Genomic DNA, 520 nt, shown 5'->3' with positions numbered 1-520 from the left:
TATTTCCAAAGTCGTTCGGTACGGGGTACTCCCACTCTGCGCTGCCGTTTGCGTCAAGCGTCTGTTCCCAGTAGATTTGCTGCCAATCCCACTTACCAGAATCCTGATAACTGTATCCATAACAGCCGTTTACAGTTTGATTTGCTACACCGCCGGTAAGCTTGATCTTTATCTTCTTGCCAGCTGCTGCATTGCTAACATCCACCCGTTTTGTCGCATCTTTGACTGTCAGCTGAATGGTTGCGTCCTCGTAGCCGTCCTTGTGGGCTGTGATGGTCACAGTGCCAACCTTTTGACCGGTTACCAAACCGCTGCTGTCCACTGTCGCAATCTCGTCACTGCTGGATTTGAATGTTACGCCGTCCGACGGGTCTGCCGTCAGCTGCAGCTTTCCGCCCTTTTCCAGCAACTCCGTTTTATTGTCTGCTGCGGTGAGCTTGAGTTTGGGCTGCGTGGTGGTCGTGGTCTCCTCCGGCTTCGTCTCCTTGGCGGAGGTTGTCGTGGTTGTGGTTGTCGTGGT

1 protein-coding gene is annotated in these 520 nt (G+C 53.3%); it reads right to left on the bottom strand.

What is annotated here, in order from left to right; genetic code table 11:
- Positions 1-520 (bottom strand): Ig-like domain-containing protein (locus tag QZL66_RS00085; protein ID WP_293601724.1); only part of this gene is annotated, 520 nt, incomplete at both ends.

The sequence above is a fragment of the Ruminococcus sp. CAG:330 genome (genome assembly GCF_000437175.1).
In the GTDB taxonomy this organism is placed as follows: domain Bacteria; phylum Bacillota; class Clostridia; order Oscillospirales; family Ruminococcaceae; genus Ruminococcus_C.
This window is presented reverse-complemented; position numbering and strand designations above follow the sequence as displayed.